Origin of the sequence: Arthrobacter sp. SLBN-112 (assembly GCF_006715225.1) — a bacterium.
In the GTDB taxonomy this organism is placed as follows: domain Bacteria; phylum Actinomycetota; class Actinomycetes; order Actinomycetales; family Micrococcaceae; genus Arthrobacter.
This window is the reverse complement of the sequence record NZ_VFMU01000001.1, coordinates 266232-282784: the sequence shown is the minus strand read 5'-3', so window position 1 is coordinate 282784 and position 16553 is coordinate 266232. Positions and strand designations below refer to the sequence as shown.

Annotated in this window: 18 protein-coding genes; 14 read left to right on the top strand and 4 right to left on the bottom strand. The window is 66.0% G+C overall.

Translation table 11 applies throughout. The features are described 5' to 3' along the window. Position 1 precedes the first annotated feature (1 nt). Together FBY33_RS01415 and FBY33_RS01410 are read left to right on the top strand one after the other, a co-directional pair. On the top strand, positions 2-742 hold the full coding sequence (locus FBY33_RS01415; RefSeq protein ID WP_142028967.1) for a rhamnogalacturonan acetylesterase: 741 nt from the start codon (positions 2-4) through the stop codon (positions 740-742). Continuing rightward, entirely contained in the window at positions 743-1414 is a 672-nt protein-coding gene (locus FBY33_RS01410) for a DUF1961 family protein (RefSeq protein WP_142028966.1), read from the top strand. It abuts the gene before it with no gap. A 95-nt stretch (positions 1415-1509) separates the two neighbouring features. Here FBY33_RS01410 and FBY33_RS01405 read toward each other — a convergent pair whose 3' ends face one another. Beyond that, the gene (locus tag FBY33_RS01405) at positions 1510-2073 is read right to left on the bottom strand and encodes an ABC transporter substrate-binding protein (RefSeq protein WP_142028965.1); all 564 of its coding nucleotides are present in this window, start codon (positions 2071-2073) and stop codon (positions 1510-1512) included. A gap of 316 nt (positions 2074-2389) precedes the next feature. On the opposite strand from FBY33_RS01405, the gene FBY33_RS01400 reads away from it, so the two are divergent. Next, complete coding sequence (locus tag FBY33_RS01400) at positions 2390-2767, top strand: DUF7793 family protein (protein ID WP_142028964.1); 378 nt, start codon at positions 2390-2392, stop codon at positions 2765-2767. 14 nt (positions 2768-2781) lie between these two features. On the opposite strand, the gene FBY33_RS01395 is transcribed toward FBY33_RS01400, so the two are convergent. Then, positions 2782-3804 (bottom strand): LacI family DNA-binding transcriptional regulator, encoded by a 1023-nt coding sequence (locus FBY33_RS01395; RefSeq protein ID WP_142028963.1) that lies wholly within the window; start codon positions 3802-3804, stop codon positions 2782-2784. A 149-nt stretch (positions 3805-3953) separates the two neighbouring features. Here FBY33_RS01395 and FBY33_RS01390 point away from each other — a divergent pair, with 149 nt between their 5' ends. From FBY33_RS01390 to FBY33_RS01350, 9 genes are all read left to right on the top strand, one after another. Continuing rightward, positions 3954-4298 carry an L-rhamnose mutarotase gene (locus FBY33_RS01390; protein ID WP_142028962.1) on the top strand — a complete coding sequence of 115 codons (345 nt, stop codon included), beginning with the start codon at positions 3954-3956 and terminating at the stop codon, positions 4296-4298. Positions 4299-4391: 93 nt separating this feature from the next. Then, entirely contained in the window at positions 4392-5558 is a 1167-nt protein-coding gene (rhaI, locus tag FBY33_RS01385) for an L-rhamnose isomerase (protein WP_142028961.1), read from the top strand. A gap of 6 nt (positions 5559-5564) precedes the next feature. After that, complete coding sequence (locus FBY33_RS01380; protein WP_142028960.1) at positions 5565-7601, top strand: bifunctional aldolase/short-chain dehydrogenase; 2037 nt, start codon at positions 5565-5567, stop codon at positions 7599-7601. Further along, entirely contained in the window at positions 7598-9058 is a 1461-nt protein-coding gene (locus FBY33_RS01375) for a rhamnulokinase (protein ID WP_142028959.1), read from the top strand. Before FBY33_RS01380 ends, FBY33_RS01375 begins: the two co-directional genes overlap by 4 nt. 55 nt (positions 9059-9113) lie before the next feature. Beyond that, positions 9114-10133 carry an acetylxylan esterase gene (locus FBY33_RS01370; RefSeq protein ID WP_142028958.1) on the top strand — a complete coding sequence of 340 codons (1020 nt, stop codon included), beginning with the start codon at positions 9114-9116 and terminating at the stop codon, positions 10131-10133. Between the two features lie 49 nt (positions 10134-10182). Next, on the top strand, positions 10183-11508 hold the full coding sequence (locus FBY33_RS01365) for a glycoside-pentoside-hexuronide (GPH):cation symporter (RefSeq protein ID WP_142028957.1): 1326 nt from the start codon (positions 10183-10185) through the stop codon (positions 11506-11508). Positions 11509-11741: 233 nt separating this feature from the next. Continuing rightward, the gene (locus tag FBY33_RS01360; protein ID WP_142028956.1) at positions 11742-12863 is read left to right on the top strand and encodes a 3-deoxy-7-phosphoheptulonate synthase; all 1122 of its coding nucleotides are present in this window, start codon (positions 11742-11744) and stop codon (positions 12861-12863) included. Positions 12864-13017: 154 nt separating this feature from the next. Further along, positions 13018-13230, top strand: coding sequence for a helix-turn-helix domain-containing protein (locus FBY33_RS01355; protein ID WP_043452394.1), 213 nt, complete (start codon positions 13018-13020; stop codon positions 13228-13230). A gap of 151 nt (positions 13231-13381) precedes the next feature. Then, positions 13382-13480, top strand: coding sequence for a 30S ribosomal protein bS22 (locus tag FBY33_RS01350; RefSeq protein WP_003792170.1), 99 nt, complete (start codon positions 13382-13384; stop codon positions 13478-13480). Positions 13481-13622: 142 nt separating this feature from the next. Here FBY33_RS01350 and FBY33_RS01345 read toward each other — a convergent pair whose 3' ends face one another. Continuing rightward, a complete protein-coding gene (locus FBY33_RS01345; protein ID WP_142028955.1) occupies positions 13623-14441 on the bottom strand; it encodes an HAD family hydrolase in 819 nt (272 codons plus the stop codon). Between the two features lie 78 nt (positions 14442-14519). On the opposite strand from FBY33_RS01345, the gene FBY33_RS01340 reads away from it, so the two are divergent. Next, complete coding sequence (locus FBY33_RS01340; RefSeq protein WP_142028954.1) at positions 14520-14774, top strand: glutaredoxin family protein; 255 nt, start codon at positions 14520-14522, stop codon at positions 14772-14774. 119 nt (positions 14775-14893) lie between these two features. Further along, the gene (locus FBY33_RS01335; RefSeq protein WP_142032423.1) at positions 14894-15598 is read left to right on the top strand and encodes a redox-sensing transcriptional repressor Rex; all 705 of its coding nucleotides are present in this window, start codon (positions 14894-14896) and stop codon (positions 15596-15598) included. A 69-nt stretch (positions 15599-15667) separates the two neighbouring features. On the opposite strand, the gene FBY33_RS01330 is transcribed toward FBY33_RS01335, so the two are convergent. After that, complete coding sequence (locus tag FBY33_RS01330) at positions 15668-16516, bottom strand: hypothetical protein (RefSeq protein ID WP_142028953.1); 849 nt, start codon at positions 16514-16516, stop codon at positions 15668-15670. Between the last annotated feature and the right edge of the window lie 37 nt (positions 16517-16553).

The following is a 16553-nucleotide window of genomic DNA, read 5'->3' as shown; positions in this document are numbered from 1 at the left end:
CATGAAAATCCTGCTGGCCGGAGACTCCACCGTGGCCAACTGCCCCACGCAGGAGTTCCCCATGAGTGGCTGGGGTGCACACCTGGCCCCGCTCACCTATCGGTGGGGCGCTGTGCACAACTTCGCCAAGGGCGGGGCAAGCACTGAATCCTTCCGCCATGAGGGGCTGTGGGCGGACCTGCTCGCCCAGGCCGGTCCGGGCGACCTGGTGCTGGTTCAATTCGGCCACAATGACCAGAAAAAGCACCACCTCGCTGCCCGCGCGGGGTACGCGGCCAACCTGCGCATCATGGTGGGGGAGGTGCGCGCTGCCGGCGCCGCTCCGGTGCTGTGCACCTCCGTGGAAAGGCGGCACTTCCTGGCCGGCAGGCACCCCAACGCCCTCCCGGCGTCGGACGCTGTCCTGGAAGAAAGCCTGGAGGACTATCCGGAGGTGGTCCGCGAACTCGGCCGGGAGTTGGCGGTCCCGGTGGTGGACCTGAATGCCTGGACCCGGAGCCTGTACGTCCGGCTGGGGCCGGACAGATCCCGCGGGCTCTTTTGCCACTTCGCGCCCGGGGATCACGCACATTGGCCTGAGGGCCTGGCCGACGACACCCATTTCTCCCAGCATGGTGCCGCATTGGTTGCCGGTGAGGTGGCCAGGCAGCTTGGCGCCTTGGGGTACGGCGGTTCCAGCGCAGAGGCCGGCGGCAAAGAGACCGGCACCAAAGAATTGAGCACGACGGCGGGACGCGGCTAGGTGGGCGCACCACGCCTGGAGAAGGGCATCCTTTACAGCAACCCGCTGGCAGGACCTGGTGACGTGACCGGATGGGTGGCCGAAGGACCGGTAAGCGTCGGAAGCCACCAAGGAGCCCTGGAACTTTCCGGCGCACTGGATGACCAGGAATTCGGCGACCACGCGCACTGGACGTTCTGGTGCCCGGTGGAATTCCCGGACGGTATCCGCATCAGCTGGGACTTCCTGCCGCTCGCGGAGCCCGGCCTGGCCATGCTGTTCTTTGCAGCCGGGGGACACCACGGGTTGGACCTCTTCAGCCCTGGCCTGGCCGCGCGGACGGGCTACTATCCCCAGTACCACTCGGGCGATATCGACGCCCTGCACGTCTCCTATTTCCGGCACAAGTACCCATCTGAGCGTGCCTTCCGTACCTGCAACCTTCGCAAGAGCGCGGGTTTCGAGCTTGTGGCGCAGGGCGCTGACCCGTTGCCGCCCACGGAGGACGCGGCCGGCTTCTACCGGCTGGAAGTGGTGAAGGACGGGGCCCGGGTGGCATTTTCGATCAACGGGCTGCTCCTTTTTGAGTGGCAGGATGCCTCGGAGAAGGTGCTTGGCGGCGGCCGGATTGGTTTCCGCCAGATGGCGCCGCTCCGGTCTGCCTACCGGAACCTGGTGGTGGAGAAGCTTTAAGGGCAGGGCAAAAACTTTGGGGACAGCACAAAAGCGGACGGCCTCGACGGGCCGCCCGCTTTCGGCAATACCTGGTTCTTGAAGCGCTGAGGAAACTACAGTCCCAGGACCCGGTTGAGCAGGTTGGCCAGGCCACTCAGGCCTGCCCCGCCGTCCAGGAGTCCGGTGATGGCGCACAGGAGGTTGCCCACCAGCTTGCCTGCGCCGGACTGCGCCACGATGTCCAACACCACCTGGTTCAAGTCGACGTTGAGTCCAAGGACATCCAGGTGGAGCGGGCCGAGGACAAGGTTCACCACGTCACAGCCGCCCCCGCCGCCGCCGGCCATGGTGGTGGGTGCCGCAGCAGCGGTTGTGGTTACCGTCTGGCTTACCTGGGTGGCCTTGCCGGCCAGGTCGGTGAAGGTTCCCTGCACCAGGCCGGTGACCATGAGCTGGCCGCCCTGGGCATCAAAGCCGGTGGGGGTGAAGGAACCAACGAAGCTGCCTACGCCGTCGATGGTCTGGTTGATGGTGCCCGTTACGTTGGCAACCTGTGAGGACTGGGAGGCGGCGGAAGGAGCCGCGGGTGCCGCTGCGGTCGCCGGGCCTGCCATGCCGAAGAGCATGGCGCCGGAGAGGGCAATGGCGGTTACTGAAGCTGAGACCTTGGTGCGCATTTTCGGTAAATCCTTTCAGCGCCGGGTTGCGGCGCAGTGAATCCTCCGAGGCTCCGCCCCCATGGAGAACCCCGGCGGAACTGTTTATTTCAAATGCAGTTCATTTCATTTGCAGCCCTGGCGGGCCGCGACACGTGGCGTTGGACTGGTGATCCAGGCCACGGGCACGTCGACCAACATATTAGTAAGCATACTGACTAGTCAAGCCGGCCTGAGGGGCTATCCATGCTGGTGGGGGAGCGGCGTGCGGCGGGGCTATCCATGCTGGGGCAAGATGGAGGGGTTCAGGAACTGCCCACTGGAGGGAGGCGGGGTCATGGAGCCCGTAACGGTCGACGGCGGCAAAGGCACCGTGGAATTGCGCGCTGACGGGGTCATCCACCTTATTTGGGAACCGAGCGTCCGGATAGAGGTTGAAGATGCCCAGGCGGCGATGGCCACTGTTAATCTGGTGGCCGGCGCCAGCAGCTATCCCATGCTGGTGGACATGGCCACCACCGAGAATGTGAGCATCCAGGCGCGCTCGGTGTTCTCCATCCCTTGTGCGGCCAACCGCATCGCCCTGCTGGGGGCAAGCCCGGTGGACCGGATCCTCGCGAATTTCTTCCTGGGCGTCCACGTTCCGCCCTGCCCCACCCGCTTCTTCACCTCCCGGACCGAGTCCATGAAGTGGCTGCAGCAGTCCGGGAATTAACCCTGCCGGAAGGGTCAGCCGGCGGGGGGTGTGGCCGTGCTCTGCCGGACCACCAGCTCCGGTGTGAACACCACTGAGCGGTGGACGGGATTTTGGGACTCCACTTCCTCGGACAAAAGCTCGATGGCCGTCCGGCCCAGCAGCTCGGTGGGCTGGCGGATGGAGGACAGCGGAACCACGGCCGACACCGCAAAATCGATGTCGTCATACCCGATCAGGGCCACGTCCTCGGGGATCCGGAACGTGTGGGTCATGGTGAGCGACTGCATGACACCCAGGGCCAGGAGGTCGTTGGCGCAAAAAATCCCGTCCGGCAACTCAGCCCGGCCCCGCCCCACCAGCATGTCACCCAGGCTGCGTCCGGCAAGGACTGTCTGTCCTTCCGCGTCCAGCACCTCGAGCGTGGCATCCGGTTCCTCCTTGACGGCGCGGCGGGCGCCCTGGAGGCGGTCCGCAACCTGCCGGATGGATGTGGGGCCGCCAACGAAGGCCAGCCGACGGCGGCCGGTGTCCAGCAGGTGCCGGGCAGCGAGGTACCCGCCGGCGTCGTCATCCACCGCCACGGAGCTGAACTTGGACTCGTCAGCCAGCCGGTCCACCAGCACCGTGGGCACGCCGCGCTCGCGGAGGAGGTCCAGCCGGTCCGTGATATCCCCCACGGGGGAGATCAGGAGGCCCTGGACGCGCTGCTCCTGGAAAAGGTCGATGTAGTTGGCCTCCCGGCTGGCATTGTGGCCGCTGTCGCCCAGCAGGACGGCGCTGCCCTGCAATGCCGCGGCGTCCTCGGCGGCCCGGACCACGGAAGTGAAGAAGGGGTTGCCGACGTCCAGGACAATGAGCCCGATGGTGCGGCTGTGGCCCACCCGGAGTTGCCGTGCGGCGTCATTGCGGACAAAGCCCAGTTCGTCGATCGCGCGCAGAACCCGTTCCTTGGTCCGGTCCGACACGCGGTCCGGGTAATTCAGGACGTTGGATACCGTCCCCACGGCCACGCTTGCGTGGGTGGCCACGTCCTTAATACTGGCTGTGCGGTTCATCGACCCTCCGTGCTGATATGCCGCCGCGGTTGGGTTCCGTGCGGGAGATCAAAAGTTTCTGCTATTGCTTGACACCTGCTCAAGTCCAAGAGTACTTTGAATCGTACCAATGAAACGATTCAAAACTTTTGAAGTTGAAAGGATTCCGGATGAGGGTGTGTTTCCGTTCCTCGGTCCAGCCGGCGCTGATTGACGAATACCGCCGCCGGCATGCGGCGGTATGGCCGGAAATGCTGCGTGCCCTAAAGGAGGCAGGCTGGCACAACTACTCCCTCTTCCTTGCCGGGGACGGGCTCCTGGTGGGCTATGTGGAGTGTGACGACTTCGATGCCGTCCGTGCCCGCATGGCCCTCACGGAGGTCAACGCCCGCTGGCAGGCGGAGATGGCAACCCTCTTTCAAGATTCCGGCCAGGCGCCCGACGAAGGGTTCCAGGTCCTGGAAGAAGTCTTCAACCTCGACAGCCAGTTGGCAGCACAGTCCTCCGCGGGCTGAGTGATAAACCCAGGCGCGACCGGCACGGCTCCTGCAGCGGGGCAACCACCACAAACGCATCAGACTGATCATCAAACACCGGAAAGAACCATCATGAATGACGTAGCAACGGCGCTGGGCAGGCTCGGGGAGCTTGCCATCGAGGTCCCCTCGTGGGCCTATGGAAATTCAGGCACCCGGTTCAAGGTGTTTGGCACACCCGGGACGCCGCGGACCGTGCAGGAGAAGCTGGCAGACGCGGCGAAAGTCCACGAGCTGACCGGCCTGGCGCCCACCGTGGCCCTGCACATTCCGTGGGACAAAGTGGATGACTATGCCGCTTTGAAGGAATACGCGGCGGGGCTGGGCGTTGGCCTGGGAACGATTAACTCCAACACGTTCCAGGACGACGAGTACAAATTCGGTTCACTGACGTCGTCCAACGCGGCCGTGCGCCGCCGGGCCATCGACCACCACCTGGACTGCATCGACATCATGCATCAGACCGGTTCGAAGGACCTGAAGATCTGGCTGGCGGACGGCACCAACTACCCGGGCCAGGATGACATGCGCGGCCGCCAGGACCGGTTGGCCGAGTCCCTGCAGGAGATCTACGCCGCGTTGGGCGACGAACAGCGCCTGGTGCTCGAGTACAAGTTCTTCGAGCCGGCTTTCTACCACACCGATGTCCCGGACTGGGGCACCTCCTACGCCCAGACCCTCGCGCTGGGCGAGAAGGCGTTCGTCTGCCTGGACACCGGCCACCACGCTCCAGGCACCAACATCGAGTTCATCGTGATGCAGCTGCTGCGCCTGGGCAAGCTGGGTTCCTTCGACTTCAACTCGCGCTTCTACGCCGACGACGACCTCATCGTGGGTGCGGCCGACCCGTTCCAGCTCTTCCGCATTATGCACGAGGTGATCCGGGGCGGCGGCTTCGGCAAGGATTCGGGTGTTGCCCTCATGCTGGACCAGTGCCACAACCTGGAGGAGAAGATCCCGGGCCAGATCCGTTCGGTCTTGAACGTCCAGGAAATGACGGCCCGTGCCCTGCTGGTGGACACCGCAGCCCTGGCCGAAGCGCAGCGCGCCGGGGATGTCCTGGCCGCCAATGGCATCTTCAACGATGCCTTCTACACCGACGTCCGGCCCATCCTGGCCGAGTGGCGTGAATCCCGCGGCCTGCCCGCGGACCCGCTGGCCGCCTTCAAGGCCAGCGGCTACCAGAAGAAGATCAACGAGGACCGCGTGGGCGGCCAGCAAGCCGGATGGGGCGCCTGATTAGTTATGACCAATAAGACTGTTGAAGACCTGATTTCCCGTTCCAACCGCCTGGGCGCGGACAAGCGGAACACCAACTTCGCCGGCGGCAACACCTCCGCCAAGGGCACCGAGAAGGATCCGGTGACGGGCGAGGACGTCCAGCTGCTCTGGGTCAAGGGCTCCGGCGGGGACCTGGGCACGCTGAAGGCGGAAAACCTGGCGGTGCTGCGCCTGGACCGGCTGAGCGCCCTGAAGAACGTCTACCCGGGCGTGGAGCGTGAAGACGAGATGGTGGCCGCGTTTGATTACTGCCTGCACGGCAAGGGCGGCGCGGCGCCGTCGATCGACACGGCCATGCACGGCCTGGTGGACGCCGCGCACGTGGACCACCTGCACCCGGACTCCGGCATTGCCATTGCGACGGCGGTGGACGGCGAGGCGCTGACCACCAAGATTTTCGGCAACAAAGTGGTGTGGGTGCCCTGGCGCCGGCCCGGGTTCCAGCTGGGCCTGGACATCGCCGCGATCAAGGACGCCAACCCGCAGGCCATCGGGACCATCCTGGGCGGACACGGCATCACCGCCTGGGGCGCCACCAGCGAAGAAGCAGAGCAGAACACGCTGTGGATCATTGAGCAGGCCGAGAAGTACATCAAGGACAACGGCAAGGCCGAGCCCTTCGGGCCCAAGCTGCCCGGCTACGGCGCCCTGCCGGAGGAAGAGCGGAAAGCCAAGGCCGCAGCCCTGGCACCCGTGATCCGCGGCCTGGCCTCCACGGACAAGCCGCAGCTGGGGCACTTCAGTGATGACGCCGTCGTCCTGGACTTCCTCGAAGCTGCCGAACACCCGCGCCTTGGCGCCCTGGGCACCTCCTGCCCGGACCACTTCCTGCGCACCAAGGTCAAGCCGCTGATCCTGGACCTGCCCGCCGACGCCTCGATTGAGGACTCCATTGCCCGGCTGCACGAACTGCACGCGGACTACCGCGAGGACTACCAGGCGTACTACGACCGCCACGCCGACGAAAACAGCACGGCCCTGCGCGGCGCGGACCCGGCCATTGTGCTGGTCCCCGGCGTCGGCATGTTCTCCTTCGGCGCCAACAAGCAGACCGCCCGCGTTGCCGGCGAGTTCTACCTCAACGCCATCAACGTGATGCGCGGCGCCGAGGCCATCTCCACCTACGCCCCCATTGAGGAATCGGAAAAATTCCGGATCGAATACTGGGCGCTGGAGGAAGCCAAGCTGGCCCGGATGCCCAAGCCCAAGTCCCACGCCACCCGCATCGCACTGGTCACCGGCGCGGCGTCGGGCATCGGCGAGGCCATCGCCACCCGCCTGGCCGCGGAAGGCGCGTGCGTGGTCATCGCTGACCTGAACCTGGAGAACGCGCAGAAGGTTGCCGAGGAGCTCGGCGGCCCCGACGTTGCTGTTGGTGTCCAGGCCGACGTGACGGACGAAGCCCAGGTGGCTGCCGCGATCGATGCCGCGGTCCTGGCCTTTGGCGGCGTGGACCTGGTGGTCAACAACGCCGGCCTGTCCATCTCCAAGCCGCTGCTGGAAACCACCGAGAAGGACTGGGACCTGCAGCACAACGTCATGGCCAAGGGCTCCTTCCTGGTGGCCAAGGCCGCGGCGAAGGTGATGATCGCCCAGGGCATGGGCGGGGACATCATCTACATCTCCTCCAAGAACTCCGTGTTCGCCGGCCCGAACAACATCGCCTACTCGGCCACCAAGGCAGACCAGGCCCACCAGGTACGGCTGCTCGCGGCGGAATTGGGCGAGCACGGCATCCGGGTCAACGGCATCAACCCCGACGGCGTGGTCCGCGGCTCCGGCATCTTCGCCGGCGGCTGGGGCGCCAAGCGCGCCGCCGTCTACGGCGTGGACGAGGAAAAGCTGGGCGAGTACTACGCCCAGCGCACCCTGCTCAAGCGCGAGGTCCTGCCCGAGCACGTGGCCAACGCCGCCGCCGTGCTCACCAGCAACGAACTGTCCCACACCACCGGCCTGCACATCCCCGTGGACGCCGGAGTGGCCGCAGCCTTCCTGCGATGAGCACGGTTCCTGCCCGCGGCGTGTTTGCCGCCGTCGACATTGGTGCCTCCTCCGGGCGCGTGATGCTGGGCCGCGTTACCGGGGCGGGGGTATCGCTGGAGACAGTGCACCGCTTCCCCAACGGCGTGGTGGAGCTCGACGGCGGCCTCCGCTGGGACTTCGACGCCCTGTTCGCGGAGGTCCTGGCCGGCCTCCGCGCCGCGGCCACAGTGGCGGCCGTGCAGGGTGAGACGATCGCCAGCATCGGCATCGACACCTGGGCAGTGGACTATGGCCTGGTGGATGCGTCGGGGAAGCTGGTGGCACAGCCCTTCAGCTACCGCGACGACCGCAGCAGGGCAGCTATTGCCCCTGTCCACGCAAAACTGGACCCGGCGCGCCTGTACCAGACCACGGGGCTGCAGTTCCTCCAGTTCAACACCATCTACCAGCTGGCCACCGAACGTCACCTGGACGGGGTGAAGGCGCTGCTGATCCCGGACCTGATCGCGTTCCTGCTGACCCGGGTGCGCCGGACCGAGGCCACCAACGCCTCCACCACCGGGCTGTTCGACGCCGTGGCGGGGGAGTGGGCCACCGAGTTCTTCAGGGCGCTGGGGCTGCGGAAGGACCTGTTCCCGCCGCTCATCCAGCCCGGGGAAACCTACGGAAACCTCCTGCCGGATATAGCCGCAGCCGTGGGACTGCCCCGTGAAACCACAGTGGTGGCGGTGGGCTCGCACGACACTGCCTCCGCCGTCGTGGCCGTTCCTGCCCGGGATGACGCCTTTGCCTACATCTCCTCCGGCACCTGGTCCCTGGTGGGGCTCGAACTACAGGATCCGGTCCTGACGGAAGCAAGCAGGGAAGCCAACTTCACCAATGAACGGGGGGTGGACGGCACCATCCGGTACCTCCGCAACGTGGGCGGACTGTGGCTCCTGAGCGAATGCCAGCGGACCTGGGCCAGCGAAGGTTTCCAGCCGGACCTGGCCGCACTGCTCGCGGCCGCCGCGGCATTGCCTGCCGGCGGTCCCCAGGTCAACGCCGACGATCCCTACTTCATCGCCCCGGGCAATATGCCGGAGCGGATCCGGGCGGCGGCACGGCGTACAGGTGACGTCCTGCCAAATGATCCGGCAGCCATCACCCGCTGCATCATGGACAGCCTCGCCGCCGCATACGCCAAGACGATCGCGACGGCAGAACGCCTGGCCGGCCGTGAGGTGGACGTGGTGCACGTGGTGGGCGGCGGCTCGCAGAACACCCTGCTTTGCCAGCTCACCGCCAATGCCGCCGGGCGGCCCGTCGTCGCCGGTCCCGTCGAAGCCACCGCCCTGGGCAACGTGCTTGTCCAGGCCCGCGCCGCGGGTGCCGCCACCGGCGAGCTGCCACTCCTGCGCGGGATTATTGCCGCCGGAACCAGCCTTCGCCGCTACGAACCACTCATCACCGCGCACCAGGGGTACGTGCAGTAGTAATAGAGGAACTCCACGTGAGGCCCACCAACAACTGAAAGCAGGACGGACAACGATGCCCCTCTTCGACCTTCCCCTGGCCCAGCTGCGCAGCTACACCTCCGGCATCACCCCGCCGGAGGACCTGGGCCCGTTCTGGGATACCACCTTGGCGGAGGCGCGTGCGTTCCCGCTGGACGCGGCCTTTGAGCCGGTGGAGAACTACCTCACCGTGATCGACACCTTCGACGTCACCTTCGCCGGCTTCGGCGGCGCACCGGTTAAAGGCTGGCTGCACCTTCCCGCCAACCGGGATGACGGCGCACGGCTTCCGGTGGTGGTGAACTACATCGGCTATTCGGGCGGCCGCGGGCTGGTCAACCAGGACACGCGCTGGGCGCAGGCCGGGTACGCGCACTTCATCATGGACACCCGCGGCCAGGGGTATGGCGGCACCCTGGGGCACACCGCGGATCCCCACCCCTCCGCCGGCGATGTGGCGCACGCGGGCCTGATGACCCGGGGCATCGCCACCCGGGAGGACTATTACTACCGCCGGGTCTATGTGGACGCCTTCCGCGCGGTGGAGGCCGCCCAGGCCCATCCCGCCGTCGATCCGTCCAAGGTGGTGTTGGCCGGAGTCAGCCAGGGCGGAGGACTGGTGGTGGCCACGGCAGGGCTTACGGCAGGAAGGCTCGACGGCGTCATCGCCGCGCTGCCGGACGTCCCCTTCCTCCAGGACTTCCCCCGCGCCATCGACATCACCCCCCGGGGGCCCTACCCGGAAATCGCCCAGTTCCTGGCTCGGCACCGGGACAGCTACGAGTCCACGCTTGGCGTCCTCGCCTACTTCGACGGCGTGAACCTGGCCCGCTCCGCCAGCGCGCCCGCACTGTACTCAGCGGCGCTCATGGACGACATCTGCCCGGCGTCCACCGTCTTCGCCAGCTTCAACGCCTACGGCTCCGGGATGTCCGCGTCCTCCGCCAGCGGGACGGAGAAGGAGATCGAGGTGTACCGGTTCAACAACCACGAAGGCGGCCAGGAACACCACTGGATCCGGCAACTGGTGTTTCTCCGCAAGATTTTGGGGTAGGTTCGCCATGGGGTGAGAAAACGTTTTCTCCTTCCGTGGACGAGGAGAAATGACGCGACTGAACAGGGCCGCCATCGTGGGCTACGGTGCGGGCGACGCGGCGAACAGCATGATCATCAGCACCGCCAACATGTTCCTGCTGGTTTACTACACCGATGTTGCCGGGATCGGTGCCGCCGCTGCCGGCACGCTCCTGGTGGTGGCGCGGGTGTTCAATGCCTTCACGGACATTGCCGCAGGCCGGATCGTGGACCGTTTCCACAGCCCCCGCTGGGGAAAGTTCCGGCCCTTCCTCGTCTTCGGATTTGTTCCGCTGGTGCTGGGGATCGCGGTGTTCCACGTGCCCGACGTCGAACCATCGCTGAAACTTTTCTACGCCTACTGCACGTACGGCCTGGTCTGCCTTGCCTACAGCCTGGTGAACGTCCCCTACGGCTGCCTGGTGGGGGCCATGACCCAGGACCCCGGGGAACGGGCCAGGCTGGCCGGCGCCCGGACCATCGGCGGGCTGTCCACAGGGGCGGTGCTCGGGTTCTTCGTGGCCCCCCTCCTGGGTGGGGGCGGGGACATCCAGCAGATCTTCACCGTGCTGACGCTGGCCTTCGCGGTGATCGGTTCCGGGCTCTACGTGTTCACGGGAACCGCATGCCGGGAACAGGTGGCCGGCAGCGTTCCCAGGATCAGCTGGCGCCAAACCGTGGCGGCGCTCAAGGTCAACTCGCCGCTGGTGGTCCTGTGCCTCAGCTCCGTGCTGCTGGTGACCGGCAACTCCGCCACCGTGGCCGCCCAGTTCTACTACCTGCGGGACGTCCTTGCCCGTGTGGATCTCTTTCCCCTGCTTGCGGCAACGCAGGTGGTGATTACCCTGGCGCTGGCCGTCCTGATGCCGCGCCCGGTGGCCCGGTGGGGCAAGAAGGCTGTCTTCACCCTGGGCTGCCTGCTCGGCACCGCGGGCGGGATGGTGGTCTTCCTGGCGCCCGCAGGAGTGCACTGGCTGGCGGTGGCCGGCATGGTCGTGGCGCAGTTGTCCGCCGCGACGGTCAGCATCCTCACCTGGGCCCTGATTGCGGACACGGTGGAATACGGCGAATGGAAGACGGGTGTCAGGGTCCAGGGCATCAACTATGCGCTCCTGGCGGCAACCCGAAAACTGGGCATGGGCTTCGGCGGCGGACTGGTGGCCTTTGCGCTGGCGTGGGGCGGGTATTCCTCGGGCAGCCAGGAGCAGGCTGCCCCGGCGGTCATGGCCATCCGGGCCGCCGCAGGACTGCTGCCCGCCGTCCTGGTGCTGGCAGCGGTTGGCATCATGTACTGGTACCGCCTGACTGACCGGAAGCACGCAGAACTGGTGGCCGGGCTCCAAAACCGGCGGTAACAGAATGTGACGGACGCTGATTTTGCGCCCGGCGCGGCCCGGGCTTATGGTCTTTTCCATGACTAACCGTTGGTATGCGTATTTTTCGTTGGCTCTGGAGGGGCCCGCGTCTAACTGACACGCATCCACATTCCTTCAGAGCCAACAGGGCAGAGATCATTCTCTGCCCTTCGCCGTTTCTCCGGCGGGTTCTGAAATCCGGGCCCGCTTCCCATCTGGAACAGGACCCGACAATGAGCACCGCAACAGCTGCAGCGCCCGCCAGCGACACCAAGTCCACTTCGAACCTGCGCGTCAGCGAATTCACTCCGCTGCCCGCTCCTTCCGACCTCCTCGCCGAACTGCCCCTGGACGCCCGGGCTGCTGCCGTCGTCGAACGCGGACGCGACGAAGTGCGCGCCATCATGGACGGTGTTGATGACCGCCTGCTGGTCATCGTTGGCCCCTGCTCCATCCACGACCCCAAGGCCGGCCTGGAATACGCCCGCCGGCTGGTCAGCCAGGCGGAGAAGCACCGGGAAGACCTCCTGATCGTGATGCGGACCTACTTCGAAAAGCCCCGCACCACGGTGGGCTGGAAGGGCCTGATCAACGATCCGCGGCTTGACGGCAGCCACGACATGGTCACGGGCCTCCGGACTGCCCGGCAGTTCCTGCAGCAGGTCACCGCGCTGGGCCTGCCCACCGCCACCGAGTTCCTGGAACCGATCAGCCCCCAGTACATGGCGGACCTGATCTCCTGGGGTGCCATCGGCGCCCGCACCACCGAAAGCCAGATCCACCGCCAGCTCGCTTCCGGACTCTCCATGCCCATCGGCTTCAAGAACGGGACCGACGGCGGCCTTCAGGTGGCCATCGACGCGTGCGGCGCCGCGGCGGCTGCCCAGGCCTTCCTGGGGATCGACGGCGACGGCCGGGCTGCGCTGGTGGCAACGGCCGGAAACCCGGACACCCACGTGATCCTGCGCGGTGGCCGGAAGGGGCCCAACTACTCTGCGGCCGATATCGAACGGGCCTCCGGCGAACTGGCTGGGAAGGGACTGAACCCCCGCCTGATCGTGGACGCGAGCCATGCCAACAGCGGCAAGAGCCACCACCGGCAGGCTGAAGTTGCCCTGGAAATCGGAGCCCAGCTGGAGGAAGGCGGTGCTGCGGCGCGGGCCGTGGCCGGCGTGATGCTGGAAAGCTTCCTGGTGGGCGGCGCGCAGAACCTGGATGTTGCCGAACATGCAGCCGGGCGGTCGGAGCTGGTCTACGGGCAAAGCGTCACGGATGCTTGCATGGACTGGGACGTTTCCGCGTCCGTCCTTGAGCAGCTGGCGGCATCGGCACGGAAGCGGCGGCAGTCAAATTAGGGGGTGAAATAGGGGAAGCACTACTTTCACATCTGCCACAGGAACATCTAGAGTATCTGTTTAGGTGGTTGGTGGATGGCTCAGCATCGGAACACCGCATTGGCACGTACCTGGGGTCACTGTTGTCCATCCGTCAGCAAAGGAAAATAGGGAAATGTCGGCAGAACAGAACTTCTCCAACGCGAAGTTCCTGACCGTGGCTGAAGTAGCCGAGGTCATGCGAGTCTCCAAAATGACTGTTTACCGCCTGGTCCACTCCGGCGAAATGCCGGCAGTGCGCTTTGGCCGCTCCTACCGGGTCCCCGAAAACGCCGTCGAACAGTACCTCAAGGGTGCTGTGGTGGACGGCCACACCGAGACCGCCTGAGGCGGCCTGTCCTGAGCCGCTCCCGATAAGCGGTACCCTGTTAAGGAACGTTTTACGTCATTGTAAGAATCTGTCAGTTGTTCAGTTCGTAGCTCTGTCCACGGACATTCTCCATCAGACAGGTACTGCATCTAGTTTGTAAGGAACTTTCGTGGGTTCAGTTATTAAGAAGCGTCGCAAGCGTATGGCCAAGAAGAAGCACCGCAAGCTGCTTCGCAAGACCCGTCACCAGCGCCGTAACAAGAAGTAGACATACTTCCAACAGCGTGGAAATGCCCGTCGCCTTCCAAGGCGGCGGGCATTTCTGTTTCCTGTTAGTGCGCCCGGTCTTGTTCGCAGATCCTGACGGTCAAGGTTCGGATTCGCGGACAAACTTAGGATTCGCTGGATTCTTATACCCGCGGGCCGCGGATGCGGGCGAAGCCCTTCCAGAGGCCGTAAACGGCTCCGCCGAAGGTGGCCGCCTTCAGGCCAAAGGTGGCGGCACGCCGGCCGGCGCGGAAATCGTAGACCGGCCAGTTGCGGTCGCGGGCGTGGCGGCGCAGCTTGGCGTCCGGGTTGATGGCCACCGGGTGGCCCACCAGCGAAAGCAGCGGGACGTCATTGTAGGAGTCGCTGTAGGCCCAGCAGCGTTTAAGGTCCAGGCCCTCCTCGTCGGCGATGGCCTGGACGGCCACGGCCTTGGCTGAGCCGTGCAGGATGTCTCCCACCAGCCTGCCGGTGTACATGCCCTCCGAGACCTCGCCCACGGTTCCCAGGGCCCCGGTCAGTCCCAGCCGGGTGGAGATCACGGTGGCCACTTCGATGGGCGTGGCCGTCACCAGCCAGACGCGGCGGCCTACCCTCAGGTGCTGCTCGGCCAGGGCCTTGGCGCCCGGCCAGATCCGTGAAGCAATCATTTCGTCGTAGACTTCTTCGCCCAGCGCCTTGATGTCGTCCACGCTGATGCCCACTGCCAGGGTCAGGGCCGAGTCCCGGACGGCGTGGACATCATCCATGTTTTCGCCGCGGGCCACAAACTTGAACTGTTGCCAGGCCATACCGGCCGCCTGCCTCAGGGTGAAGGCTCCGCGCTGGTGCATCTTCCGCGCTACGTGGAAGAGGCTGGCGCCACGCATCAAGGTGTTGTCCACATCGAAAAACGCCGCCTCGCCCGGCTGCGGCGCAGCAACCGGGCGCGTGACTACGGCGACGTATTTCTCCTCGGGCATGGACTCGAGTCTAGTCAATCCACTGGCCGGCCGCCGTCGGCGTCGCGTGCACGCCGCGAACGGCGATACCGTTAAGCCATGGCTACACCCCGCGTCGTCCTGGTCACCAAAGCTGACTGCCACCTTTGCGAGGAGGCGCGCGACGCCGTCGGCCGGGTCACTGCCTCATTGGGCCTGACGTGGAGCGAAGAGCTGGTGGACAACCAGCCCGACCTGCGTGAACGCTATGCCGAGGAAATCCCCGTAGTGCTGGTGGACGGCGTGCAGCGCGACTTCTGGAAGATCGACGAGGCCCGCCTGGAACGCGTGCTGCAGCGCGCCATGGCCCAGTAGGGCAGTGGCGCCAGTGACATCAGAGGCCCGGACGTCATGGGTCTCGACGGCCCGGGTTTTGAAGGCATGAGCGGCAGGGACCTAGAGTGGACTCACAACGCGACGCAAGGGAGGTGCGGGTGACATCCCTGGGTTCAACGCCCCAGTCTGTCCCGGACCTTCCGGATGCCACGGGCGCACTCGCCAAGCAGATACCTCCTGCCGCGGTGGCCCGGCTGACCATTTACCTCCGCGCCCTGAATACCTTGCTGGCCGAGGGCGTGGAGCGCGTTTCCTCCGAATCCCTGGCAGAAGCGTCCGGTGTCAGTTCCTCGACACTGCGCAAGGACTTGTCCCATGTGGGGTCCTACGGGACCAGGGGTGTTGGTTATGAGGTGCAGTACCTCAGTCGCCACATTGCCGCTGCCCTGGGACTGACCCACGACTGGAAAGTGGCCATAGTGGGCGCCGGCAACCTGGGCAAGGCACTGGCGCGCTACGGCGGCTTCGAATCGCGGGGGTTCGACGTGGTGGCCATCTTCGACGCCGACCAGATGGTGGTGGGCAACGAGGTGGGATGGCTGCGCGTGAGCGACGTGGCAGACCTTGAAACCGTCCTGCACCGGACCGGGGCCAATATGGTGGTGCTGGCCCTTCCCGCCGCGGTGGCCCAGGGCGTTTGTGACCGCGTGGTGGCAGCAGGAGTGCACAGCGTGCTGAGCTTCGCACCGGTGATGCTGCAGGTCCCCGAAGGCGTGAACCTCCGCAAGGTGGACATGGCCACCGAACTCCAGATCCTGGCCTACCACGCCCAACGGGCCCAGACGCCCGGGCAGACGGCCTAGCAGGTTAAAGCAGGCGGCCCGGGATGCGATGCTGCATCCCGGGCCGCCTGCGTGTCGGCGCTGGTACCGCTACCGTCCGTACGGGTTGCCGAAGCCGCCCGAGTACGGGTTGGCGAACGGCTGCTGCTTCCGGAAGTACGGGGCCGCTCCGGGAAGGTAGAGCAGCACGATGGCCGCGATTCCCAGGAGCGTTCCGATTGTGCCCAGGCTCGGGGGACCGAAGAGGCCCAGTACTGACAGCGCAGCGAACACCGTGCCCAGGATGCGCGCCCAGTTCTTGCCCTTACGGACAAAGAAGGCCACCAGCAGGTAGAGGGCCACGCCGATGATCGCGAACACCACCAGGGTTCCGGCAATGACTCCCTGGATGTCGTCATAGGTGACTCCGGTAGCGCCGCCGGCCTCCATCTGCTGCTCAAAGGCCTGCCGGTAGGCGGGGTCGTCCAGCTGGGTGAGGCCGGTGAGCATGGCGACGACGAAGATCACGGCTGACGCGATGAGCAGCCAGAAGGAGATGTTCACCAGCTGCGGGATTCCGTTGCTGCCAACGGGCTGCGGCTGCTCGGAAGGGTACTGGCCGTAGGGGGACTGCCCGTACGGCGACTGCCCGTACTGGGGCGCATTCTGGCCGTAGCCCGGGGCCTGGGATGCATTCTGGCCGTACGGGGAGCCGTACTGCGGAGGGTTCTGCCCATACTGCGGGCCATTCTGGCCGTACTGCGGCGCTGCCGGCGGCTGGGAGCCGTACTGCGGCGCGTTCTGGCCGTACTGCGGGGCATTCTGGCCATACTGCGGCGCGTTCTGGCCGTAGCGGGGCTGCTGGTCTCCGGACTGGTTGCCGGCCTGGTCATGCCCGGGCTGGCCGTTGCCGGAATGGGGGTCCTGGGGCGCGGGTGGCGGGACGGGAGGAGTACTCATGGCGTTCCTTCTGCAGGTTGGGATCCGGGTAGGCTGC

What these genes read in the sequence shown, in the direction of transcription:
- FBY33_RS01415 (WP_142028967.1), top strand. Translation starts at nt 2, where the DNA reads ATGAAAATCCTGCTGGCCGGAGACTCCACCGTGGCCAACTGCCCCACG.
- FBY33_RS01405 (WP_142028965.1), bottom strand. Translation starts at nt 2,073, where the DNA reads ATGCGCACCAAGGTCTCAGCTTCAGTAACCGCCATTGCCCTCTCCGGC.
- FBY33_RS01400 (WP_142028964.1), top strand. Translation starts at nt 2,390, where the DNA reads ATGGAGCCCGTAACGGTCGACGGCGGCAAAGGCACCGTGGAATTGCGC.
- FBY33_RS01395 (WP_142028963.1), bottom strand. Translation starts at nt 3,804, where the DNA reads ATGAACCGCACAGCCAGTATTAAGGACGTGGCCACCCACGCAAGCGTG.
- FBY33_RS01390 (WP_142028962.1), top strand. Translation starts at nt 3,954, where the DNA reads ATGAGGGTGTGTTTCCGTTCCTCGGTCCAGCCGGCGCTGATTGACGAA.
- rhaI (WP_142028961.1), top strand. Translation starts at nt 4,392, where the DNA reads ATGAATGACGTAGCAACGGCGCTGGGCAGGCTCGGGGAGCTTGCCATC.
- FBY33_RS01380 (WP_142028960.1), top strand. Translation starts at nt 5,565, where the DNA reads ATGACCAATAAGACTGTTGAAGACCTGATTTCCCGTTCCAACCGCCTG.
- FBY33_RS01375 (WP_142028959.1), top strand. Translation starts at nt 7,598, where the DNA reads ATGAGCACGGTTCCTGCCCGCGGCGTGTTTGCCGCCGTCGACATTGGT.
- FBY33_RS01370 (WP_142028958.1), top strand. Translation starts at nt 9,114, where the DNA reads ATGCCCCTCTTCGACCTTCCCCTGGCCCAGCTGCGCAGCTACACCTCC.
- FBY33_RS01365 (WP_142028957.1), top strand. Translation starts at nt 10,183, where the DNA reads ATGACGCGACTGAACAGGGCCGCCATCGTGGGCTACGGTGCGGGCGAC.
- FBY33_RS01360 (WP_142028956.1), top strand. Translation starts at nt 11,742, where the DNA reads ATGAGCACCGCAACAGCTGCAGCGCCCGCCAGCGACACCAAGTCCACT.
- FBY33_RS01355 (WP_043452394.1), top strand. Translation starts at nt 13,018, where the DNA reads ATGTCGGCAGAACAGAACTTCTCCAACGCGAAGTTCCTGACCGTGGCT.
- FBY33_RS01345 (WP_142028955.1), bottom strand. Translation starts at nt 14,441, where the DNA reads ATGCCCGAGGAGAAATACGTCGCCGTAGTCACGCGCCCGGTTGCTGCG.
- FBY33_RS01340 (WP_142028954.1), top strand. Translation starts at nt 14,520, where the DNA reads ATGGCTACACCCCGCGTCGTCCTGGTCACCAAAGCTGACTGCCACCTT.
- FBY33_RS01330 (WP_142028953.1), bottom strand. Translation starts at nt 16,516, where the DNA reads ATGAGTACTCCTCCCGTCCCGCCACCCGCGCCCCAGGACCCCCATTCC.